At 61.6% G+C, this 22,953-nt stretch carries 20 protein-coding genes and 1 pseudogene; 4 read left to right on the forward strand and 17 right to left on the reverse strand.

Annotated elements, in window-relative coordinates:
- Positions 1-729 precede the first annotated feature (729 nt).
- Complete coding sequence (locus VZ068_RS12490) at positions 730-1,020, forward strand: hypothetical protein (RefSeq protein WP_349655486.1); 291 nt, start codon at positions 730-732, stop codon at positions 1,018-1,020.
- 67 nt (positions 1,021-1,087) lie between these two features.
- Here VZ068_RS12490 and VZ068_RS12495 read toward each other — a convergent pair whose 3' ends face one another.
- The 6 genes from VZ068_RS12495 to VZ068_RS12520 form a co-directional block, all read right to left on the reverse strand.
- Positions 1,088-1,483 (reverse strand): hypothetical protein, encoded by a 396-nt coding sequence (locus tag VZ068_RS12495; RefSeq protein WP_349655487.1) that lies wholly within the window; start codon positions 1,481-1,483, stop codon positions 1,088-1,090.
- A 243-nt stretch (positions 1,484-1,726) separates the two neighbouring features.
- Entirely contained in the window at positions 1,727-1,945 is a 219-nt protein-coding gene (locus VZ068_RS12500; protein WP_349655488.1) for a hypothetical protein, read from the reverse strand.
- Positions 1,946-2,004: 59 nt separating this feature from the next.
- On the reverse strand, positions 2,005-2,409 hold the full coding sequence (locus VZ068_RS12505) for a hypothetical protein (RefSeq protein WP_349655489.1): 405 nt from the start codon (positions 2,407-2,409) through the stop codon (positions 2,005-2,007).
- Positions 2,410-2,823: 414 nt separating this feature from the next.
- On the reverse strand, positions 2,824-3,147 hold the full coding sequence (locus VZ068_RS12510; RefSeq protein WP_349655490.1) for a DUF2004 domain-containing protein: 324 nt from the start codon (positions 3,145-3,147) through the stop codon (positions 2,824-2,826).
- A gap of 29 nt (positions 3,148-3,176) precedes the next feature.
- A complete protein-coding gene (locus tag VZ068_RS12515) occupies positions 3,177-3,551 on the reverse strand; it encodes a hypothetical protein (RefSeq protein ID WP_349655491.1) in 375 nt (124 codons plus the stop codon).
- A gap of 32 nt (positions 3,552-3,583) precedes the next feature.
- Positions 3,584-4,069, reverse strand: a complete 486-nt coding sequence (locus VZ068_RS12520; RefSeq protein WP_349655492.1) for a hypothetical protein — start codon at positions 4,067-4,069, stop codon at positions 3,584-3,586.
- 524 nt (positions 4,070-4,593) lie between these two features.
- Between VZ068_RS12520 and VZ068_RS12525 the strand changes: the two genes are divergently transcribed.
- The gene (locus VZ068_RS12525; RefSeq protein ID WP_349657703.1) at positions 4,594-4,677 is read left to right on the forward strand and encodes a hypothetical protein; all 84 of its coding nucleotides are present in this window, start codon (positions 4,594-4,596) and stop codon (positions 4,675-4,677) included.
- 608 nt (positions 4,678-5,285) lie between these two features.
- Here VZ068_RS12525 and VZ068_RS12530 read toward each other — a convergent pair.
- Positions 5,286-6,464: an adenylate/guanylate cyclase domain-containing protein gene (locus tag VZ068_RS12530; protein ID WP_349655493.1), complete on the reverse strand. Its 1,179-nt coding sequence runs from the start codon at positions 6,462-6,464 to the stop codon at positions 5,286-5,288.
- Positions 6,465-7,604: 1,140 nt separating this feature from the next.
- On the opposite strand from VZ068_RS12530, the pseudogene VZ068_RS12535 reads away from it, so the two are divergent.
- Positions 7,605-7,893, forward strand: a pseudogene (locus VZ068_RS12535) (phage integrase N-terminal SAM-like domain-containing protein); the annotation flags it as partial.
- Between the two features lie 150 nt (positions 7,894-8,043).
- Here VZ068_RS12535 and secF read toward each other — a convergent pair.
- The 6 genes from secF to VZ068_RS12565 all read right to left on the reverse strand — a co-directional run bounded on the left by secF (position 8,044) and on the right by VZ068_RS12565 (position 14,829).
- Entirely contained in the window at positions 8,044-9,012 is a 969-nt protein-coding gene (gene secF, locus VZ068_RS12540) for a protein translocase subunit SecF (protein WP_228419227.1), read from the reverse strand.
- Positions 9,013-9,101: 89 nt separating this feature from the next.
- Positions 9,102-10,946 (reverse strand): protein translocase subunit SecD, encoded by a 1,845-nt coding sequence (secD, locus tag VZ068_RS12545; RefSeq protein ID WP_228419226.1) that lies wholly within the window; start codon positions 10,944-10,946, stop codon positions 9,102-9,104.
- 332 nt (positions 10,947-11,278) lie between these two features.
- Positions 11,279-11,632, reverse strand: a complete 354-nt coding sequence (yajC, locus tag VZ068_RS12550; RefSeq protein WP_228419225.1) for a preprotein translocase subunit YajC — start codon at positions 11,630-11,632, stop codon at positions 11,279-11,281.
- A gap of 134 nt (positions 11,633-11,766) precedes the next feature.
- Positions 11,767-12,912 (reverse strand): tRNA guanosine(34) transglycosylase Tgt, encoded by a 1,146-nt coding sequence (gene tgt, locus VZ068_RS12555; protein ID WP_259150781.1) that lies wholly within the window; start codon positions 12,910-12,912, stop codon positions 11,767-11,769.
- Between the two features lie 69 nt (positions 12,913-12,981).
- The gene (queA, locus tag VZ068_RS12560) at positions 12,982-14,052 is read right to left on the reverse strand and encodes a tRNA preQ1(34) S-adenosylmethionine ribosyltransferase-isomerase QueA (RefSeq protein ID WP_349655494.1); all 1,071 of its coding nucleotides are present in this window, start codon (positions 14,050-14,052) and stop codon (positions 12,982-12,984) included.
- Positions 14,053-14,397: 345 nt separating this feature from the next.
- Positions 14,398-14,829 (reverse strand): Lrp/AsnC family transcriptional regulator, encoded by a 432-nt coding sequence (locus tag VZ068_RS12565; protein ID WP_259150784.1) that lies wholly within the window; start codon positions 14,827-14,829, stop codon positions 14,398-14,400.
- Between the two features lie 120 nt (positions 14,830-14,949).
- On the opposite strand from VZ068_RS12565, the gene VZ068_RS12570 reads away from it, so the two are divergent.
- Entirely contained in the window at positions 14,950-16,446 is a 1,497-nt protein-coding gene (locus VZ068_RS12570; RefSeq protein WP_259150785.1) for an aminotransferase class III-fold pyridoxal phosphate-dependent enzyme, read from the forward strand.
- Between the two features lie 350 nt (positions 16,447-16,796).
- Here the strand turns inward: VZ068_RS12570 and VZ068_RS12575 are convergent, their stop codons facing one another.
- From VZ068_RS12575 to VZ068_RS12590, 4 genes are all read right to left on the reverse strand, one after another.
- Entirely contained in the window at positions 16,797-17,504 is a 708-nt protein-coding gene (locus VZ068_RS12575; RefSeq protein WP_259150787.1) for a glycosyltransferase, read from the reverse strand.
- A gap of 387 nt (positions 17,505-17,891) precedes the next feature.
- Positions 17,892-19,271, reverse strand: a complete 1,380-nt coding sequence (locus VZ068_RS12580; protein WP_349655495.1) for a metallophosphoesterase family protein — start codon at positions 19,269-19,271, stop codon at positions 17,892-17,894.
- The gene (locus VZ068_RS12585; RefSeq protein WP_349655496.1) at positions 19,268-20,386 is read right to left on the reverse strand and encodes a phytase; all 1,119 of its coding nucleotides are present in this window, start codon (positions 20,384-20,386) and stop codon (positions 19,268-19,270) included. Before VZ068_RS12585 ends, VZ068_RS12580 begins: the two co-directional genes overlap by 4 nt.
- Positions 20,386-22,947 carry a TonB-dependent receptor gene (locus tag VZ068_RS12590; protein ID WP_349655497.1) on the reverse strand — a complete coding sequence of 854 codons (2,562 nt, stop codon included), beginning with the start codon at positions 22,945-22,947 and terminating at the stop codon, positions 20,386-20,388. Before VZ068_RS12590 ends, VZ068_RS12585 begins: the two co-directional genes overlap by 1 nt.
- Positions 22,948-22,953: the final 6 nt, after the last annotated feature.

Consider the following 22,953-nt stretch of genomic DNA (forward strand, 5'->3'; position numbering starts at 1 on the left):
GAGAGGCCACCGTACTGCGATGTGGACATGCCGCCATACTGCGACGTGGACATGCCGCCGTACTGCGATGTAGACATGCCACCGTACTGTGAAGTCGACATACCGCCGTACTGGGATGTGGACAGCCCACCGCCTTGAGATGTACTCAAGTTGCGAGGCCACAATCTCATGTTTGGAATGACCGGCCTGCTCAATGGACTCTCCTTGAAGTTTGGTATGGGCCCTAACGCTGGAATTAAGCCGAGTTGCGAAGCAACTTCGGCTTGAAGAGTTGTTAGGCAGTGAGTGGCCGCAAAGGTTGGATGGCGCAACCATGCTCCCCAGCACTGCCGCCTGGACCCAGTGTGCCACAGCTTGCCGGATGGAGCTTACCCAGCGATGCAGCGGCGCGTGATGCCTCCGAGGCCAAGTGCACCGAGCGCAGCGCGGGAACGACGTACCAAGGCGAAGCACCGAACTTACCGCAACCAGCAACGGTGATGACTGCTGTCCGGAGCCAACCGCATGCACGCCTGCGAACTCACCGAAGCGGCAACCGACAACGCATTTGCTCCGCGGCCTAACACCTGAGTTAAGCCAAGCCGCGCAGCGGTGTCGGCTTGGACGAATTGTTAGATCGCAGTCCCGGATGTTGCAATAAGCCCATCTTGTATGTGCTGGTGTTCCGTCAGGGCGCAGAAGAAGCGCTGCTTGGTAATGAACCGATCTCGGAGCTCTGTGAACCAGGGCGTGGAACTGTCCAGAGGCACGGCGGCCCCCAAACAAAGACTGCTCACCGTTGACCTTGAGTTTAAAGTCAGAGTAACTCCCCGAGAAGGGTGGAAGATCGGTGCTTTCAACCTTGAAGCAGTCAGCGATAGCGTACCCAGTTGGGATATCCGTGTTGCCTTCAATTACCCAGACAACATCACCATGACAGAGTTTTGGCTTGCTCTTGGTGCTGAATACAGTGGACGCACCAAGCTCAGCATAAGCGTGGCCCATGGATTTTTGACTGTGGTAAACGTACCAGTGCATTGAATCCTCAATTGCAATCTAACGCTTGAATTAAGCAGAGACGCGAAGCGGCTTCAGCTTGAATGAATTGTTAGGCCGTGTCACCGAACTCCCGGACATGCGGCACATACGCTGAAATAACCGAAATGCAGAGGCACTCTGAGACTATGAGCCATTCTTGCATAGTGGTTAACGACGCAGTCACGTGTAGGAACTGGCCTGCGGCACGCTCCCGCCAGCCCCCAGAGGCGACCTTGTAAAGAACATGGCCCGTAGTGAGAGGATTCTGCCAATACTCAAGCATGTCTCCCTCATCCATGACCTGGAATGCCCGGACGAAGGGGAAGTGGATCTCAAGATAGCGGTCAATACTTTTCTGTGCGGCTAGAACAATGCGCAGGCCGGACCTGGTGTTGCTGATCTCGGTAACGTCCGAACCTACTTGCCATTCGATCTCGGAGCCGACAGGTTTTAGAAGTGTCTGCATACGGCCTAACGCCTGAATTAAGCCGAGCCGCGAAGCGGCTTCGGCTTGAATGAATTGTTAGATTGCACTGCTCGAGACAATTCGGCCGCCAAAGACTTTGATGATTTCCTCAGTAGCCTCTAGGCCACCGCTAGGCCAAGCAAGTTGCTCAAAGTGCAGTTGTCCAGACCCGTCAGGATTTAGGATGAGCGAATGGAACAGTAGCCCACGGTCGGCTAGAGCATCCACCCATGAGCCGAACTCCTAAGGTAGCGGTGTGCCTCGATCTTTCTGCCACTTCTCTAGCAAGTGTTGAATAAGCTCTGGGTCGCTTATGAACTGCCTTATATGCTCCCCGAGCACCTCGCGCAGCGTACCCTCGTCAATCTCGCCGCTCTCTTTGCCACTCTTAATGAGCTCGAATGCGCGCGTCAATGCATCAGCATTTGCTGTTGGAATGCCTGAGAACGAGATTGTTTCCATGTGCAATCTAACGCCTGAATTAAGCCGCGCCGCGAAGCGGCGTCGGCTTGAATGAATTGTTAGGCGGCATGCGCGATGTAGTGAAGGATGTACCCCGAGTACACCAGCGAACTAGCCGCCACTTCTGCTTTGAAACAATCATTGAGCGCAGCCTCACTAGCGAAGCCGTACTCCGACAGCCTTGGGCCGGCAAAGCTTGCCAGCAGCCAAACGTCAAATCCATCAATCTCTCCTCGCTCGCCGAAGTCAAAGTCCACCGCCCCGCCAAGCAATCTGACCGAGCAGCCGTAGCCATGCTTGAAGTACGGAATGCCACCTTTGAGCGTGCCGCGCTGAGGGATGCCGTTAGCCGTCCAATCTGCATTAGAGGCAGGCAGTTCTATGCCCGAATCGCGCATGACCGCAACGGCCTCACGAACGGCGGTTTGATAGTCTGAGATCAGACGAACGAGATTGCTGTTCATGCCGCCTAACACCTGGGTTAAGCCGACCCGCGAAGCGGGTTCGGCTTGAATGAATTGTTAGGCTCCAGCCGAAGCCACTTGGAGGCAAGTATCCCAAAGTACGAAGTTATCCGTCTCTGCCGACCTCAAGGACGTGAGTGGGCTTGGGTCGACGCCCCAACGCCTAAAGACTACCAGGAGTTGCCGAACTGTGTCAGCGCTGACTGGTGAGACTAACTCCAAGTCCAAGGTGGTGCCCGCACCAAGGATGTTCTTGTACTCGGGTAGCGAGTATAGCCAGTTGAAGAATCGATCCTCATCCTCAGGGACAAAGAATGTTGGACCTTTGAAAGAAACGATCATGGGCCTAACGCCCGAAATAAGCCGAGCCGCGAAGCGGCTTCGGCTTGATTGAGTTGTTAGGCAGAAACACGATCAACTCTCCATTGAAATTTCATCGATCTCTCCGGCGCCGTCAAAGCGGACAGAGAGAACGTAGTCCGTCACGTCCCCAGGGAGTGAGAAGTCAAAGTTTTCAATATTACCCTCGCCCCAGTTGGACTTGAGCTCAAGTAGCCCGAGTACAGCAGCTGGATCCGGAGCGCCAGTACCGGTGTGCTCTTGCCAGTAGTCCTGAGGGAGTTCTTCTAGGTGGTGCCCGACGAACATAGTGGTGCTGAACTCGCCTGCCTCTGTTCCATGCGCTTTTCGGATTGCATCAAGAGCCAGCTTTGTCCGCTTATCAACTTCGTCTGCCATGGTCTATCCTTGTCTGCCTAACACCGGAATTAAGCCGACCCGCGAAGCGGGTTCGGCTTGAATGAATTGTTAGATGCCGCACGCATGAGGCTTGCTAACGGCATGCCGTACTTTTGCCCATCAGGCAGGAATACATCAAGTACGTTGTTCTCCCATCGACCTAGAGTTGCGCCAGCTGAAAACAATCTCGCAACATCTTGATAGGGATTGCTAAGCGAAGGGTGTTTTTGTGCCCACATCTTTGAAGACACCATTACCCTCTCGAGAGCGCTGTGCGCAACTGTAGCCTCTACTGAGCGCTCAACCCAAAAGCCATGCAGCCCGTTCTTGGCAGCAGTAATGTCGTATCCGGCCGTCTGGAATTTGCGAAATGCTTGTACTAAGAGGTCAGATGGATCAGACATGGCTCTCTCAATTGCGGCATCTAACGCCTGAGTTAAGCCGACCCGCGAGGCGGGTTCGGCTTGAATGAATTGTTAGGCGCGACCCCAGAAGTTCCAGAAACTGCGCAAAGCTGCAGGATCTCATCTAGACCCTCCATTAGCCATTCCGGGTGAGGTAATGCCGTGGGTCCGCCGTAGCGTAGAAAATGACGTTTGTGCTGATCGCTGAGGGTGGTAATCAACGCCCGAGTTTGGCTGCTGATTGTGACGAGGCCGGAAAGCATTTCTGCAAGCTTTGCAAGGTTGTGCCTAGTATCAGCCGCTTTAAGTTCCTGCGAAGTAACGTCGCGTTTGAGCAAAGCAGCCTTTAGAAGAAGCTCAATCACATGCGAAGCCAGGTAATAGACTGGAAGACAGGCCATTTTTGCGGGTAGGCCATTTTTGTCTTTGTCCATATCTGCGAGAAGCACGTTGATGCAGTGTCGAAAGGCTCCAGCGTGACCAAGGTACATAGCTCCGAGGAGATGAGTATCTTCCATAGCACCTAACGCCTAAGTTAAGCCGCCCCGCAGCGGGGCGGCGACTGCATGCTAGCGTAGCGTATCGCACCCTGGCACCGCCACGATGCGGGGTCGGCTTGAACGAATTGTTAGGCCTGTGCCTGCGAGTTGACCGCTAGCTCGCATCCGGCTAAGTTGTCAGCTGGTGCTGAACACACCTTCTCGAAGCGGCAACCGCGCCCGAAAGCCATGCGGTTTTTTTTTGTCCATTGTTTTTATGGCCGGGCGGCGCGCAGCTATACAACACCCGAAAGGGGAAATCTGCGGGCCGTCTTCGAGCGGTGTTCAAGCGCCCGGCCGCCTCTCTGAACAGGAGGCGAAAATTGGACAATCTCGAAGGATGCCATCATGGCTAAGCAACACCGCACAGCGCCGAAGCCGCGCTTTTTGACAATTGGCTATCAGTACTACGAAAGCCAGCACAAAGACAAAGCCAGCACAAAGACATAGAGCGTCGCACCCAGCCACGACAAGTTCCGTTTTTACGGTTGAGCGGCGATTGGTTGCAAGCGGCAGGTTTTAGGGTAGGCCAGAAAGCACGAGTTCAAGTGACTAAACGTGGCATCACGATCGTTGCCGAAGAGTAATGCGAACGATGCTGTGAGTGGACAAACATCCGCTCACGGCATTCTACTTTTTAATGGCCTAACGCTTGAATTAAGCCGCGCCGCGGAGCGGCGTCGGCTTGAATGAGTTGTTAGCCCTCAGTGCCGCAGATTGAGTTGGCCCTGCTGAGCTCATCGGGCGCGAGATGGGTCTTGAATTCTGAAACTGCGTCTCTGAGCTTGCGAAAAGACGATTGACTTGCGTCCAGACGTGTCTCGAACTCAGCCAGTGTGGCCTCATCAGCGTCTCGTAGCTTATGAAGGGTGCTCACAAGGTTATCCAGATTGGACTTGAAGCCTCCAAACTCCTCAAGTCCGTGCCGCGTATTTGTTGCCTGGAAGAGGCAAGTGACTTCGCTGTATGTGCGTCGATGAGCCTCAAGTGTTGCAAGTGCGTCGCTCCGAAACGCGGACCATCGCGATTGAACTGAAGCCCTCCGACTCTCAACAAGGGACCACATGGAAACAAGCAGCGCAATGGCAGAAAGCGTAAGCGCTAGCTTTTCTCCAACGGACACCTTTGATCGCTTCATGAGGACTAACGCCTGAATTAAGCCGAGCCGCGAAGCGGCTTCGGCTTGAATGAGTTTTTAGCCTGCACCGCCACCTTCTGATAGTTGCCAGCACCGGACATCGAATACTTGGCCTTTTGCCTCACTTGCGTTCAGAAGCCGCTCTGCCATGGCGAACTTGGCCAGAATATCCTGCCCCTCGCGCTCTGCTTTAGTCTTCGTCCTGTTATCTATTAGGACTCCGTTGTGGGAGCAATTCTTCTCAAGGCGAGCGGCAAGATTGATGGTGTCGCCTAACAAGGTGATCTCCAACTGATCGGCGCCGATATTAATTGGCCAGATGTCGCCAGTGGCAATGCCAACCCGCGTGCCAGTTGGGATGTTGGCATTTAAGTCATCTTGCCAAGTCGAGAGGACTTCTTGTCCGATCGATATGAGCTCATTACCAAACTTGATCGCGTTCGTGGAGGCACTGCCTCCTGCTTGCGGGTAGCCAAATACTGCTAGCACTGCGTCGCCGATAAACTTATCGAGCATCCCGCCGTGGCTAAAAACTGCCTCCCGCGCTAAGCGATAGTACTTTTCCATAGCGGACCGAAGGTCTTCGGGTCGAGATGCCGTTACAAGGCTTGAAAAGTTGACGATGTCTGTCAGTACTACCGTGACCTGCTCAACGCGCTTACCTAAGCGTAGCTTCTCTTCAAGCAAAGAGGGCTCTTGGTACAGATCAGCTACGCTGTGGTGGTTGAACTGTCTGGCCAAAGAGGATAGTTGCTGGTCTGCTTTTGTATCAAACGGCAAGACCCCGATAGGAGATCCAGAGTACCTCTCAACGCTCTTAATGAGGGATCTTGTCTGGACCCGCGACATCGTTTCTGGTGACGAAAGATCACCCATGGGCTCAGTGCCAAGAAAGTCAGCAAGTTCACTAAGGTCAATCCAAGTCGCGTCATATCCCATGGCGGAGGCTTTTAGCGAGAAGCGCTCTCGATCTTTGTCATTTACCTCTGATTTGTTGGTTGTGATTAGGGCAATTTTCGCCCCTTTGAGGTCGAGGCGGGAAAGATTCTTTAATAGACTGACGAGTTGAGCTTCCCCAGGCTTCCTGGCCTTGATCTCAAGAATGTAACGCTGCCCCCCCTTTCTTACCTCAAAGTCCGCACCAGCTCTTAGCGGTCTGAAGTTTTCATAGCCAACCGTGGATGCGAGATAGTTCGCAACGGTATTCTCAATTAGCGAATTTATCGTGACTTCCACGAAACACTCCTGTGCAGGCTAACGCTTGAATCAAGCCGAGTTGCGAAGCAACTTCGGCTTGAATGAGTTGTTAGGCAGTGAGTGGCCGCAACGGTTGGATGGTGCAACCATGCTCCCCAGCACTGCCGCCTGGACCGAGTGTGCCACAGCTTGCGAGACGGAGCTTGCCCAGCGATGCAGTGGCGTGTGATGCCACCGAAGCCAACTGCAACGAGCGCAGCGCGGGAACGATTTGCCAAGGCGAAGCACCGAACTTACCGCAACCAGCAACGGTGATGACTGCTGTCCGGAGCCAACCGCATGCATGCCTGCGAACTCACCGAAGCGGCAACCACCAACGCATTCGCTCCACCACGGCCTAACGACTGAATTAAGCCGACCCACGAAGCGGGTTCGGCTTGAATGAATTGTTAGGGGACGGCCAAGCGTGGAGCTGCAACACCTTTCTAAGTCGCGCTGCCATCTGAGGATTTGACTCGCACTTCATATGTAGATCCGGTGCGAACGCGCTCATTGCTGCAAGAATGCCAATGAATAGATCTGCGATGTTTACCGCAAGATAGCGCCCGCTCTCGATTTTTGCAGTTCTCTGGATGAAGTCGATTGCAGCAGGGTGCGTGCTGTCACCATTGTAGTAAACCAACTCTTTGGCGTGACCTGCGCGCGACAAGTCTGACTCTGAAGTTGATGTGTGTAGAACGGCGCACCGAGCAGCCCAGAAGTCGACCGCTGTGAAGTTGATGCCACACTGAGGAAGCAAGTATTTGGTAGTCCAGTCCTTGAAGGAACTGCCACTAGAAGAAACTTGAGCTGGTGGTGCGTCTAAGAGACCAAATGTATCGACTGCTGAGTACGCAATCACAAGCGCTTGCCCGATGTGGTTCTTCTCGGACAAGTCTCCTAAGCACTCCGTAGTCGATCCGAAGTACTTCTCGATGGTTCTTTGAATCGCGAGAGACTCCATTCCGCCCCCTAACACCTATTGGACCGCCGAAATGCGGCGTTGCGCTGAGTATCTTCGATCGCTAGCGCTTTGTGAACGGGGGAAATCCTAGCCGGGGTAACGGATTGCACGATGGTAAGCGGCCGCGACCATGCGAATGCTTGCGGTGTTATCCAGCAAGGAAGCAGCCGTATGAAATACACCCCCAAAACAATGGCGTAACAGGATCTCCACCGCTCCGGCTACTCGATCGGGTGCGCGACCGCCTGCGGATTCGGCACTACAGCCTGCGCACCAAGCAGGCCTATCCGAGCCGGATACCGCACTCCATCCTGGCCAGCGGCAAGCGCCATCCGGCGCAGATGGGCCAGGCGGAGGTCGAGGCGTTCCTCACCCGCTTGGTGACCGATGCGCAGGTGACTGCGGGCAGACAGAACCAGGCGTTTGGCGGCGCTGTTGTTTCTCTGCCGCAACGTATTGCGTATCGATCGGCATCACGTATGCGGCGAAATCCCTAATGTTCACGATCTTGAGTCGTGGCGTCACGGTGAACAACAGTGCAGTCACAAGGTCCAACGCCAGAAACGAAAAAACCGCGCACTGCGCGGTTTTTTCGTCACACCTTTTGCCAGCCGATCAAGGACGACGCGCCAGCGCCTCCACGTCCTTGGCCTTGGGCAGCAGATCCTGCTTGGTCACCGCAAACGGGCCGATGCTCAGCATCGGCACGGCCACGATCACCGAGGAGATCACCACGATCACCGCGCCGATCATGTGGGTCTCGGCCAGGCCTTCCATCGACTCGCCGCCGTACATGTACAGCGCCAATGCCGAGAGGAAGAACATCACCGCGGTGATGATCGTGCGCGACAGCGTCTGGTTGATCGAACGGTTGAGCACTTCCAGCGGTTCCACACGCAGCGCACGGAAGTTTTCGCGCACGCGGTCGAAGACCACGATGATGTCGTTGATCGCAAAGCCCATCACCGACAACAGGCCGGCCAGCACGGTCAGATCGAACTCGCGACCGGTCAGCGATACGAAGGCCACCGTCACCAGCAAGTCGAACAAGGCCGTCAGGCTGGCCACCACCGCAAATTTCCACTCGAAGCGGAAGGCGATGTAGATCAGAAAGCCCACCAGCATGAACACCGTGGCGTACACGCCGTTCAAGGCCAGGTCCTTGCCAACCTGCGGTCCGACGAATTCGCCCGGCTGCACGGTGGCCGGGTTCTGTTCGGTGCTCACGGCCTTGCGCACTTCTTCGGCAACGGTGCGCGCCGCATCGTCGCGGTTATTGTGCTGCTCGCGCGCCTGCAGACGGATCATCACTTCGTTGCCGCCGCGGGCGTTTTGCACCTGGGCGTTTTCGAAGCCGGCCCTGGACAGCTGCTCGCGCACCTGGTCCACGTCCACCGTTTTCTGGAAGCTGGTCTGCACCAGCGTGCCGCCAGTGAACTCCAGCGCGTAATTGAAGCCCTTGCCGACGATGATGCCGACCGACGCAACCGCCAGGATCAGCATCAGGATCAGCACCGGCTTGCGCGGGCGCATGAAGTCGATCCTGGTGTCGTTGGGAATCAGGTGAAGCGGAAAAATTTTCATTGAAAGATCTTCCTAAGAAGTCCGCACATGGATGTGCGGGCTCTTGCGAGGGACTCGCGTTACAGACGGGCTCTTGCGAGGGACTCGCATCAAATAGCCACGGTCTTCAGCTTCTTGCGGCTGCCGTAGATCAACACCGCCAGCGCACGCGACACGGTGATCGCGGTGAACATCGAGGCGAAGATACCGATCATCATGGTCAGCGCGAAGCCCTTCAACGGGCCGGTGCCGAACGCGTACAAGGCCACCGCCACGATCAGACCGGTGAGGTTGGCGTCCAGGATGGTGCCGCCGGCCTTTTCATACCCTGCGGCAATTGCCGATTTGGCAGGCACGCCCAGCCGCAATTCTTCGCGGATACGCTCGTTGATCAGCACGTTGGCGTCCACCGACAGACCCACCGACAGGGCAAGGCCGGCAAAACCCGGCAGCGTCATGGTGGCGCCGAACAGCGACATCACCGCCACCACGATCAGCAGGTTGAACAGCAGCGCCACCGAGGTGATCGCACCGAACACGCGGTAATAGATCGTGAAGAACACCAGCGTGAACAGGAACGAGTAGACCACGGCAGTGACGCCACGCTCCACGTTCTCCGCGCCCAGGCTCGGGCCGATCACGTATTCCTCGACAAAATCCATCGGCGCAGCCAGCGAGCCGGACTTCAGCAGCTTGGCCAGGTTCTCCGCTTCCACCTTCTCCAGACCGGTGGTCTGGAAGTTCTTGCCGAACACGCCGGCAATGCGGGTCGGCGACAGGGCTTCTTCCTTGACCCGAACGCTGCGCACTTCCTTGCCGTCGACCATGGTCACGGTGGGGATGCGCTCGATATACACCACCGACATCAGCTTGCCGACGTTGGCGCTGGTGTAGTCGAGCATGCGCTGGCCGGCAACGTTGTTGAGCGTCACCGACACCGCCGGCATGCCGTTCTGGTCGTTACTGACGCTGGCGCTGACCATCTGATCGCCGGTCACCAGCGCGCGCTTGTTGAGCAGCACCGGCGCGCCGGTATCGCGCACGCGGTAGACCTTGGCTTCCGGCGGAATGCTGCCGCTGCGCACCGCGTCTTCGGCATTGCCTTCGACCACCGCACGGAATTCCAGCGAGGCGGTGGCGCCGATCAGGCGTTTGGCCTCGGCGGTGTCCTGCAAGCCGGGCAATTCGACCACGATGCGGTCTTCGCCCTGGCGCTGGATGGTCGGCTCGGACACGCCCAGCGCGTTGACGCGGTTGCGCAAGGTGGTGAGGTTCTGCTCGATCGCGCCGCTGGCGATCTGCTTGAGCTCGGCCTCGGGCACCTTCACTGCGATGTTCTGGCCGCTGACGTCGTAGGTCAGCGTCGGCTGCGCCTTGGCCAGCGCGGTGCGCGCCGCGTCGGCGCTGGCGCCCTCGCCCAGGCTGACCTGGATGCTGTTGTCGCCGCGACGCTCGACCGCCCGATAGGCAATGCGACTGTCACGCAAGGTGGTGCGGATGTCTTCGGCAAAGCCTTCGATCCGCTTTTCCACTGCGGCCTTCTGATCGACCTGCATGGCGAAGTGGACGCCGCCGACCAGGTCCAGGCCCAGCACCATCGGCTTGCCGCCCAGCTTGGCCAGCCACTCCGGCACGGTGGACGCCAGGTTCAGCGCCACCGTGTAGTTCTCGCCCAGCTGCTGGCGCAGCACGTCGTTGGCGCGGGTCTGCGCCTGCAACGAAGGCAGGCGCACCATCAGACTGTCGCCTTCCTTGGTGACGGCCTTGGGCGTGATGCCCGCACCCTTGAGCTCACCGTCGATGCGGCTGCGCAATGCGTCGTCGAGCTGCGCACCGCGGCTGGCGGTGATCTGCACGGACGGGTCTTTCTGGTAGATGTTGGGCAGCGCATACAACGCGCTGACCGCCAGCACCAGCAGGATCAGGAAATACTTCCAGCGGGGAAATTCGAGCATTGCGACAGTCCCGCACAGCACCATCCCGGCGCCGCGCCTAGCAGTGAGAACGACTTCAAGCGGCCGATACAGCGTCGCGAGCGGTCATCCGGTGGATACGGGCAGTACGCGGAGCGAAAGCGCCCGAAGGGCGAGTTCCGACTTCGTGCACCGACTGCGCCCGCCTGACGGTGCGCGCAGTTGTGGTGTTGCAGGTGTTCATGTGCAGCGACGTCTTGAGCAGCCCCAAGCACGCATCGGCAGCACGACGACAGCGGAGTGTACGAGCGGCCGCTGGCGTTTTCGAGCACCGGCCGGCAGTGCCAGACGGTGCCCGATGCCGATGGCGCGACTCAGCTGGCGGACTTGAGCGTGCCCTTCGGCAGCACATGGCCCACGGCGCTCTTCTGCACGCGGATGCGGACGTTGTCGGCTACTTCCACGGTGATGAAGTTGTCGCCGATGTCGGTGATCACGCCGGCGACGCCGCCGGAAGTGATGACTTCATCGCCGCGCGCCAGCTTGTCCAGCAGCGACTTGTGCTCCTTCTGACGCTTCATCTGCGGGCGGATCATCAAGAAATACATGACCGCGATCAGGATGATCGGCAGCGCGAAGGTAGACAGGCTACCCATCGGGCCGGGCGCCGGTGCGCCGCCAGTGGCCTGCGCCTGGGCGACCGGGATCAGGAAATCGAGCAAATTCATTCAGTGCATCCTAGTTTGGTGCCAGCACGCCCTCACGGGCCCACTCGCTATTCAGGTACCGCCAGGGCGGAACAGCCGGGAATTATGCCACGCAGGTTCCACCCCGTCCGCGCTGAGGGCATGGACGGCAGGGCTCAGCTGGCTTCCCCCGGCAACGGCGGCGTGGTGGCGCCGCGTGCCGCATAGAAGGACCGCCGGAACTGCACAAAGGTTCCCGCCGCGATCGCCGCACGCAGGTCGGCCATCAGTTTTTCGTAGTACCAGAGGTTGTGCAGGGTTCCCAGCATCGGTGCCAGCATCTCGTTGCAGCGGTCCAGGTGACGCAGATACGAACGCGTGTAGCCACTGCTGCAGGCGTGGCAGCCGCAGCCGGGCTCGATGGTGTCCAGATCGCGCTCGTACTTGGCATTGCGGATGCGCACGGTGCCGAACGAGGTGAAATAGTGGCCGTTGCGCGCATTGCGGGTGGGCATCACGCAGTCGAACATGTCCACCCCACGCGCCACGCCTTCGACCAGGTCTTCCGGGCGGCCCACGCCCATCAGGTAGCGCGGGCGGTCGGCCGGCAGCCGTGGATGCAGGTGTTCGAGCATGGCGTTGCGCTCGTGCTCGGGCTCGCCCACTGCCAGGCCGCCGATGGCATAACCGTCGAAACCGATGCCCTGCAGTCCGTCCAGCGAGCGGCTGCGCAGGTCCGGATGCACCCCGCCCTGCACGATGCCGAACAGCGCCGCATCGTTGCCCAACCCGTCGTGCGCATCGCGCGAGCGCTGGGCCCAGCGCAGGCTCAGCTCCATCGAGCGCCGCGCCACCTCTTCGGTGGCCGGGTACGGCGTGCACTCGTCGAAGATCATCACGATGTCCGAATCGAGCACCTTCTGGATCTGCATGCTCTCTTCCGGCCCGAGGAACACCCGTGCGCCGTCGGTGGGCGAGGAAAAGGTCACGCCCTGCTCGGTGATCTTGCGGCGATGCGCCAGCGAGAACACCTGGAACCCGCCGGAGTCGGTGAGGATCGGCCCATCCCAGCGCGCAAACCCGTGCAAGCCGCCATGGTCGCCGATCACATCCAGGCCCGGGCGCAGATACAGATGGAAGGTATTGCCCAGGATGATCTCCGCCCCCAGCGCGCGGATCTGCTCGGGCAGGATGCCCTTGACCGAGCCATAGGTGCCCACTGGCATGAACGCCGGGGTCTCCACCGTGCCGCGCGGAAAGGTCAGACGGCCACGGCGCGCGTGGCCGTCGGTGGCTTGGAGCTGGAACTGGAGTCGGGACATTGAGGGGCCGGGATTTGGAATTGGGGATTCGGGATTGGCAAAAGCGAAAAGGCGGCGAGCGGAGTGCTGTTACGAATCCCCAATCCCCACTCCCCAATCCCTGCCCCACAACAGCATCGCATCGCCGTACGAAAAGAAGCGATAGCGCTGCGCGATGGCGTGCTGGTAGGCCTCGAAAATGCGCTCGCGTCCGGCGAAGGCCGAGACCATCATCAGCAGCGTGCTTTCGGGCAGATGGAAGTTGGTGACCATCGCATCGACACTGCGGATGCGGTAGCCGGGCAGGATGAAGATCTGGGTTTCGCCGGCGAACGGCAGCAACTCGCCCTCGGGCGCGGCGTCGGTGGTGCGCCAGGCGCTTTCCAGCGAGCGCACCACCGTGGTGCCCACCGCGATGACGCGGCCGCCGCGGGCACGCGTGCGGCGCACCTGCTCGACCAGCGCGGCACCGACATTGAGGCACTCCTTGTGCATCACGTGCTGGTCGAGCGCATCCACGCGTACCGGCTGAAACGTGCCGGCACCGACATGCAGCGTGACGTGGCCGAACTCGACACCGCGCTCGCGCAGGCGCGCCAGCAGCTGCTCGTCGAAATGCAGGCCGGCGGTCGGCGCGGCCACCGCACCGACCTGGCGCGCAAACACCGTCTGATAGCGCTCGCGGTCTTCCCCCCCCGGCTCGCGCCGGATGTACGGCGGCAGCGGCAGGCGGCCGGCCTCGGGCAGCCACTGCTCCAGCGGCAGCGGGATCTGGAAGCGCAGCAGATAGAACTCGCCGTCGCGCCCCAGCACCTCGGCCTGGCCGCCGGCATCGAGCGCGATCAGGCTGCCGGCCTTGGGCGACTTGCTGGCGCCGATCTGCACCCGCGCCTCGCGTTCACCCAGCAGGCGCTCGATCAGGATTTCCACCCGCCCACCGCTGGCCTTCTGCCCGAACAGCCGCGCCGGGATGACGCGGGTGTCGTTGAAGATCAACAGATCGCCCGGCTGCAACAGTTCGGGCAGATCGCGGACCTGGCGGTCGGCGAATGCCTGCGGCGACGGCGGAACGACCAGCAAGCGGCTGGCCGCACGCTCGGCCAGCGGCGCCTGGGCGATCAGCTCGTCGGGCAACGCATAGTTGAAATCGGACTTCTTCAAGGCCGCGGGATTAGATGGCTAAGGAGCCGGGTAGTGTAACTGCGGTGGATTGGGGATTCGGGATTCGGGATTCGTAAGAGCAGGATCCGTAGGCCGTAACGTGTAGGACAGGAGCCGGCCTGCTTTGACGAATCCCCGATGCCCAATGCCGATTCCCGGTCTCCTCACTGCGCAAACTTCGTCGACAGACTTGGCCTAGTGGCCGGGATTCGGGATTCGGGATTCGGGATTCGGGATTCGGGATTCGGGATTGGCAAGAGCAGGATCCGCAGCCCGGAACGTGTAGAAACCAAGCCAGCCCGCTTTGACGAATCCCCAATCCCCAATGCCGAATCCCGGCCCCCCTCACCGCTCGAACTTCGTCGACAAAATGATCGAGGTCGTGGTGCGCTCCACCCCGTCGATCGCGCCGATCGCGTCGGTGAGCACGTCCATCTCGTTGACGCCGCCGACCACACCCAGCGCGATCAGGTCGTAGGCGCCGCTGACCGAATGCAGCAGGCGCACCTCGGCGATGTCGCGCAAGGCCTTGACCACCGCAGGCATCTTCTTGGGCAGCACGGTGATCAGGATGTGGGCGCGGATGCGGCCATGTTCGTAGTCGTCGTGGGTGCGCACGGTGTAGCCGCTGATCACGCCATCGCGTTCGAGCTTTTCGATGCGGCTTTGCACCGTGGTGCGCGACAGCCCGAGCCGGCGTGCGATCTGGGCAGTGGACGCTCGCGCGTCCTCGCGCAGCAGCGACAACAGGCGTTCATCGGACGGGGTGATCTTCACAATGCGCATCCGGTTCGGCGAATCGACGAAAATACCGCACATCGTGCCCAGATTCACGCTGCCAAACGCCGATCGTCTGCCGATAATAGGAAGGACAACGTCACCTGCAGGAGATGCGCCATGTCCGTCCTCGCCCCGCTCGCCCCGCTGCGTGCCCACGCCGGCCGCCGCCTGACCGATGGCCTGGACGATGCCGCCATCGTGCGTCTGGCCGCCAATCACCCGGACCTGGCCCACGCCATCGACGCCGCTTCCGCCGAATACGCGCAGGTGCGCGAAGACGCCGCCGACCTGCTCGACCTGGACGAAGACGCCCAGATCGCCGCGGTGCAGGATGGCTTCATCAACTTCTACGCCGACGATGCGGTGACGCCCTACGTGGCGCTGGCCGCACGCGGGCCGTGGGTGGTCACGCTCAAGGGCGCGGTGCTCTACGACGCCGGTGGCTACGGCATGCTCGGCTTCGGCCACACCCCCGCAGCGGTGCTGGAGGCGATGGCACGCCCGCAGGTGATGGCGAATGTGATGACGCCCAGCCTGGCGCAGCGCCGGCTGGACCGTGCCCTGCGCGCCGAGATCGGCCACAGCCGCGGCGGCTGCCCGTTCGCACGTTTCATGTGCCTCAACTCCGGCTCCGAAGCGGTGGGCCTGGCTGCGCGCATCGTCGATACCAATGCCAAGCTGCACACCGACCCGGGCGCGCGGCACGCCGGGGCCACCATCAAGCGCCTGGTGGTCAAGGGCAGCTTCCATGGCCGCACCGACCGACCGGGGCTGTATTCGGACTCCAGCCGCAAGACCTACACCAAGTATCTGGCCAGCTACCGCGACGAAGCGTCGGTGATCGCGATCGCGCCCTATGACGTGGCCGCCCTGGAGCGCGCCTTCGAAGAGGCCGCGCATAACCATTGGTTTATCGAAGCGGTGTTCCTGGAGCCGGTGATGGGCGAAGGCGACCCGGGGCGTGCCCTGCCGGCTGAGTTCTACGCCGCCGCACGGGCGCTCACCCGCTCGCACGGCAGCCTGCTGCTGGTGGATTCCATCCAGGCTGGGTTGCGCGCGCACGGTGTGCTGTCGGTGGTGGACTACCCCGGTTTCGAGCAGCTGGACCCGCCGGATCTGGAGACCTATTCCAAGGCGCTCAACGCAGCCCAGTACCCGTTGTCGGTGCTGGCCGTCACCGAGCACGCCGCGCAGGTGTACCGCAAGGGCACCTACGGCAACACCATGACCACCAACCCGCGCGCGCTCGATGTCGCCTGCGCCACGCTGGCGTTGTTCACGCCTGCAGTGCGCGACAACATCCGCACCCGCGGCGCGCAGGCGATTGCCAAGCTGCAGGCGCTGCAGGCGGAACTGGGCGGCCTGATCACCAAGGTGCAAGGCACCGGGCTGCTGTTTTCCTGCGAACTGGCGCCGCAGTTCAAGTGCTACGGAGCCGGCTCCACCGAGGAGTGGCTGCGCCATCGCGGCGTCAACGTGATCCACGGCGGCGAGAACTCGCTGCGCTTCACGCCGCACTTTGCGATGGACGAAGAAGAGCTGGATCTGCTGGTCGGTCTGATCGCACGCGCCTTGAAGGAAGGCCCGCGCCAGATGCAGGCCGAGGCGGCCTGATCCGTGCCGGGCGGTACATCGGCCGCGCAGGTGCCGCCGACGCGGCGCCCGCTTGGGTATTGGAGCGCCACCCGCGCGGTGCTGTCTGGGTTGACACCCTGAGCCGCACCGGCGGGCGTCGCGCAAGGCATCGTCCGCATGCAGACAGATGCCATGCCGTGGCCAGGCGCATCTCATCTGGATCGCCGCGCCTTGCAGCATAAGTACAAGGCGCACTGCGAAGCCAAACCGGCGTGCAAGCGTTCGCTTGCATGAATCGCCAGCAACATGCTTGTTGGATTGGCTGAACACCCTCGTCCTGCACCGCATGCGCCCACGTCGGTCGCCGTGCCACAACGGACAAGCACCAATCAGATCGGCACCGCACTCAACTTGCGGCGCAGGTAATTGCTCACTGCGCGGTGTGGCGATTTGCCGCGCCACGATGCCCAGCACAAGTGCGAGCCGACTGCGATCTGGCCGCCACGATGGCCAAGCCCGAACCAGGTGCGATCTGGATGGAAGGCATTGCGCGGCGGGAACACGATGCCGGCGAACTGTCCGCCATGCGCGTTGTAGAAGCGAGTGAGCCCGCGCGGGCCGGAGATCATCGGAATCTCGCGGTGGTCTTCCAGCGCCTCCGGTGCATGCACGTTGAAGATGTGCTCGATGAACGCGCGCCAGAACGGATGCCCCGCTTCGGAGCCGAACACGGCATTACCGATCTTGAAGTCGTCGTTGCCGGGCGTGCCCTCCTCGATGGGCAGCACGCATCGCTGCGACAGCACGTCGGCACCTAGCGGGCGCAGTAGCTTGTAGTCGGTGTCGAAGTAGAAACCGCCATGCGCATGCATGTATGCACAGCGCGCGATGTCGGCTTTCATCACGCCAAAACGGATGCGCTCGTAGCGCTGCGCAAACTGCGGAAACGCACGTCGCATCAATTCCGAGTTATCGGCATCGTCCCAGAGGTGACAGGTCCATCCGGGCAACAACCGCTGCAGGCGATCGCAAACCCTGCGCTCCTCCCACAGCAGCTGCTTAGTGGGTGCGGTCAGGTGAATGAGTTGGGGAATCATGGGGGGCGACTCGGTGGGCTGGGGGAGCCAGAGCCGTCACCGCAGCACCGCGTTGGAGCGGGTCACTCGGCTGGCGACTTGGCCGCAGCAACCGTAGTCTCACTATCGACGTGATGTAATCCACAGTATCTGATCATGCAGCGCACTCCCCATCCATAAAATCTATGGCGATGCGAAGTTTTGCAACGACGCATAAATCTTGGCGGATGCCGATTCAACCTTTCGCCGCTTTGTCATCTTTGCGTGATCGGGACCCGGCGATAACCGTCAGATCGCAGCACAAGGCGTACCTGTGCAAGGTTCGCGCCTTGCACATCATCGGGGCAGCGCCGCCATCTTCGAGAGTGCGCAATCGCTGGCTGCCCCCATTCCCGCGCCCTGCCCGGCTCACTCCCAGCAACGATCCGCACGGCCCTTGAGCGTGGCATCGCGCGGGCAATCGCGTGGTGCGATACGCCCTTGCGGGTGCTCGATCAGTCGTTTGTCGCCGTGCGCGTCGCGCCGCAGCTCGAAGGCGTCATACAGGCGGCCGGTGGCGGTGCGCGATTCGTAGACCAGATGCTGGCCGTCGATGCGCAGCACCTGATACAGCTGGGTGTCTTCACCCACCGGGCGCATGGTCTTGCGGGCCATGTCCGAAAGCCGGTATTGCTTGGGCCCGGCGACCGATACCACGAACACCGGCGTGGCCTGCCCGGCCTGGTCGCCGCGCCGGCCATAGGTGTGGTCGTGCCCTTGCAGCACCAGATCCACCTTGTGCCGGCGGATCACCGGCAGCACCTGTTCGACCAGCTTTTCGTTCTCGCGATCGGCGCGCGGCGAAAAGAACGGCTGATGGATCAGCACGATCGACCACGGGTGCGGGTTGTCGGCCAGCACCGTGTCCAGCCATTGCGCCTGCGCCGGCCCGGTGCCCAGGTCCAGTACCGAGGTGCCATCGAGCACGGCGATGCGCACGCCCTGATAGTCGAACCAGTAACTGGTGCGCGCCGTGGCCGAGGGCCCGTTACGCGGCAGGGCGAAGGTTACCGGCCAGTGGCTGCCAAGCGTGCGGGTGGCCTGCGGGGTGTCTTCGCCCTCTTCGTGGTACTCGTGATTGCCCGGTGCCGGCGCCACCGCGGTGCCTTCCAGCAACCAGCGCCCGGCTTCGAACCATTCCGCCCATTCGTTGTCGTCCTGGCCGTCCTTGCCGCTGACCAGATCGCCGGCAAACAGCGCCAGACGCGCGTCCGGCGCCGAGCGCCAGGCCTGGCGGATCACCCGCGAGACCAGGCTGAGATTCTTGTTCTGGGTATCGCCGAAGTACAGCAGCGTCAGCGGTGTCTGCGGCGTGGCCGCGGTGCGGAAGTGGTTCCATGCGCCCCAGGTGTCGTGCCCCTGCACGCGGTAGGCGTACAAGGTGTCGGGCTGCAAGCCGTCGATATCGGCACGATGGTGATGCGAGCTGCCGTTTTCGCTGCTCAGCGTGGCGGTGCTGGCGCGGATGCGCCGTGGCGTACCGACGTCGGGCGAATCGCCGGCAATCACCAGTTCCAGCCACGGCTGATCGACGCTGGCATCGGTGCGCCAGGCCACCGCGAAACCGGTCGCCGCGTCCTGTGCGGGTGTGGCGACGATCCGGTCCGGAAAGCCATCGGCCACGTAATGGGTGGAACCGGCCGGCACCTGCGTATTCGGCTCGGCCGCCCGCTCGCCAGCCAGCGCCTGGGTACCCGCCAGTGCGATCGACAGGAGCGCTGCATAACACGCTGCACGCGCCACGCTCATGGCGCGCAGTCCTTCAACCGCAGGGTGCTTGCGATGTCGCGCCAATCGAAAGCGGCCACGGCCTGGTCGTCGTGCAGCGCGTAGAACACGCCGCCAGGGAAGCGCGCATCGCCACGCTGATCCAGCCACACGCCATCGGTATTGGCGGTGACGCGGCCGGCGAAGGCGCCCACATGCGCCAGCGTGTTGCGATCGAACACCTGGAACACGCTGCGATCCTTGAACTGATCGGTGGCGATCCAGTAGCCGCTGCCATCGGCGCACTGCAGCAAGGTCAAGCCCTCGGCCTGCGCCTTGAACAGCCCGGCGCCGACATCGCGCCCGCGGTAGCGCCCGTCCATGCCGTACTCGCGCAACTGCGTGCCCACCGCCACGTCTTCTTCGGCAATCAGCAGCCGCGCATTGGCCTCATCGCCAAACACCGATTCGGCGATGCGCACCGCGCCAGCGGCGGTGGTGTCGCCAAAACTCTGCGTCAGCCGCGCCTGCCAGCCCTGCCCTGCCGCATTCAACTGATAACGACGAAAACGCTGGCCCAGTTCGGCCAGCGGCGGCGGCTGATCCTTGTTGGCCGGCGACATGTAGTTGTCGCTGACCACCACCTCGTAGCCGCCGTCATGCTTGCGCACCCATAGCCCGTAAGGCTCGCGCAGGTCTTCCTGGCCGAACGCGGTCAGCGGTTTGAAATCCGGCAGCGAAAACACCTGCACGCGGCGGTTGTCGCGCTCGACCACGAAGACCAGATCGTCGACCACCGAAATCCCGTTGGGCCGGTCCAGCTTGCCCAATGCCTTGCCCTTGCCGCCGACCACGCGCAGCCGCTTGCCGCTGTCGCCGTCGAACACCACCAGCGCATGCGTGGCCTTGGCCGTGGCGATCACCCAGCGGCTGCCATCGGGCGCGATCCAGCTGGCCGGCGAATCCAGATTGTCGGACGGCGTCAGCGCGGTGATGAAGGCTTCCGGCACCACTTCGTGCGCAACCTTCGCGTCGCTCAGCGTGGGGTCGGTGAGCAGCGCTTCGTCGGCTTCGCGGTCGACAGGCTTGGTCGCACACCCGGCCAGCAGCAACGCGCTCGCAAACACTGTGGAGTGCAGCAGCCCGCCAGCCCGCATCACAGCGCCACCTTCAGGCCCAGCGCATAGGTGCGGCCGTACTCTTCGTTCTGCAGCGTGCGCGAGGGCACGCCCTGGTACAGCTCCAATGGCTCATCCAGCAGGTTCTGCGCTTCCAGGTACAGGCTGATGTGGCTGTTGAACTGATAACTCATGCTGACATCCAGCTGGGTGTGCGGGGCGACATAGATATCGTACGCACGGCTCTGGCCGATGGTGTCCAGGTACTCGCTGCGATACACCGCAGCCACGCGCGCACTGAAGCCGTATTTTTCATAGCCCAGATGGCCGCTGTAGATGCGCTTGGACGAGCGCGGCAGCATGAAGTCGTCGCCGGCGCGATCGCTCAGGCCCGGGTCGAAGTCGCTGTCCAGCGCGGTGGCGCTGGCACCGACCAGCAAGCCATTCCAGCCTTCGGGCAGGAAGTCCAGCGTCTGCTGCCAATTGAACTCGGCGCCGCGCACCTTGGCGGTGTCGCCATTGATCGAGCGCGTCACCTGCAAACCGGGGAACTCGACATCGGTGGTGCTGATGGTCTGCACGATGTAATCGTCGATCGACTTGTTGAACACGCCCAGCGACACCAGGCCGGTGCTGCCGATGTATTTTTCGAACGACAGATCCAGATTGGTGGAGCGATACGGGTTGAGATCCGGGTTGCCGATGCTCACTTCCTCATCGCCGCGGTTGATGCTCACGCGTGGCGACACATCGCCGAACGACGGGCGCGACAAGGTCTTGTTGGCTGCAAACCGCAACACCCAGTCGTTGCCGCTATCGTAACGCAGGTGCAGGCCCGGCAGCACGTTGGTGTAGCTGCTGGACGCCTCGCGCGGCGTGACCGTCGCAGTACGGCCGTTTTCGGCAACGTCGACCTGGTTGCCGGTGGCGTTGAACTGGGTGTTCTCCACGCGGACGCCGGCAATCATGCGCAATGCACCGATATCCCAGGTGCCCATCGCATAGGTGGCGAACACGTCTTCGGTTGCGGTGTAGTCGTCCTGCAGCGAGACCTGCTGGTTGCCGCCCACATCCTGCGGCCGTGCGCTGTACAACCCGCCCGACGCGCGCCAGTAGCGGCGCATGCCGTCCGAGCCGATGCTTTCGCCCAGCGTACCGCCGCGGTGCTCCGGTGCGGCGGTGGTCCAGCTGCTCAGATCGATCGCAGGACCACGCCGCAGCTCCTGTTCGTCGACGTCCACATCGCGTTCGCGCCAGCGACCGAGCACGCCCATCTTCAGGCTGGAATGTTCGCCATCGAAACGCACATTGACCTGCGCGCTGTGCTCGCTATCATCCACCGTCTTGGGCGCCAGCACGAAGCGGTCGAACACGAAATCCTGGTTGCTCTGCCATCGGTTGTCCGAGAAGCCCAACCGCGGGATGCCGCTGCGCTGATCCACGCTGGCCGACAGGTCGTCGCCGTCGTAGTTGAAGCGCGCTTCCATCTCATCGTTCACCCGCTCGGTGGTCTTGGTGTAGCCCACCTTGTAATCGACGGTGGCGCTGCTCAGGCGATTTTCGCCGCCAAAGCTGATCGCCGTGTTGTCTTCCTTCTTGGTGCGGTAGCGCACCCGCTTGGAGATGCTGTCGGCCGGCAGATCGGCCACGTTGTAGGTGCCATCGCCGTTGGCGCCGACCTCACCGTCGCCCAGGCCGAAGATGGTGCGCTGGCGTGTTTCGGCATCGTCGAAACGGCTGTACAGCGAGCGCAGGTAGTAGCGGTTGTCGGCGTCCGGGCGCCAGTCCAGATTGAGGTTGGCGCCCATGCGGGTGCGCTCGATGAAGTACTTGCGGCGCTGTACTTCGCCGGCGAACAGGTCGTCGGCAGCGCCACCGTCGAAGCGGTCGTACGCCACTTCGGTGTTGTCCGATTCGAACTCGCGGTCCTGATAGTTCACACCCACCGCCACACCGAAGGTGCCGTTGTAGATGTCGCTGTAGTTGAACGCGCCCTTGGGGCTGGTCTTGCCCGACAGCGACTGGTGGCTGCCTTCGATCGAACCGCGCAGGGTGCGCCCGTCTCGATCGAACGCAGAGGTGGATTCCACCTGGATGGCGCCGCCGATCGAATCGCCCGGCATGTCCGGTGTGGGCGACTTCACCACCTTCAAGCGCTCGGTGGAATCGGACGGAATCACGTCCAGCGGCGCCGAGCGGGTGCCGTCTTCCGGCGTGCCCATGCTCATGCCGTCGATGGTCACGCTGTTGAGCGACGAATCCAGGCCGCGGATCACCACAAAACGCCCCTCGCCCTGATCGCGGGTGACGCTGACACCGGGCAGGCGCTGCAAGGATTCTGCAACATTCTTGTCGGGGTAACGCCCCATCGCATCGGAGGCCACGGCATCCTGGATGGCATCGGACGCACGCTTGAGATCGACTGCGCGCTCCTGCGCTTCCAGCTGCGGGCGCACCTCCAGACGTTCCAGATCAATGGCCGCCGCACCGCTGGCCGCGCCGGATGCGGCCGCCGCCTCTGCCGCATGTGCCCGCGGGCCCCAGCCGGCCGATGCCAGCGTCAGCGTGATCGCCAGGCAGAGCGGAGTCTTGTTGGACACGAGTGC

It is taken from the genome of Xanthomonas sp. 10-10, from assembly GCF_040182365.1.
GTDB classification, from domain to species: Bacteria; Pseudomonadota; Gammaproteobacteria; order Xanthomonadales; family Xanthomonadaceae; genus Xanthomonas; species Xanthomonas arboricola_F.